Genomic DNA, 234 nt, shown 5'->3' on the forward strand with positions numbered 1-234 from the left:
TTTTCAATAAATAATGAGCGAATACTATCGTAATTACATGCGTTACTTTCAACTAATTGTGAACATGAATCATAAAGATCACGACTGCCACGTACTGCAGCCATAAAATTATGTTGCGAGCATCCACCAATTAATCGATCACCCGATAATTTAAGCAGCCGACTAATAGTTTCCTCTGTTTTAGAAAAAACGTTAAAGGAAATCTTATTAACCTTAGCTAAATTTACTCCTGAC

At 34.2% G+C, this 234-nt stretch carries 1 pseudogene; it reads right to left on the reverse strand.

Going from position 1 to position 234, the window contains the following annotated elements:
* Positions 1–234 (reverse strand): annotated as a pseudogene (locus tag JDS98_RS30030) (GMC family oxidoreductase); the annotation flags it as partial.

This window comes from Bacillus cereus group sp. N11, from assembly GCF_016483605.1.
In the GTDB taxonomy this organism is placed as follows: domain Bacteria; phylum Bacillota; class Bacilli; order Bacillales; family Bacillaceae_G; genus Bacillus_A; species Bacillus_A toyonensis.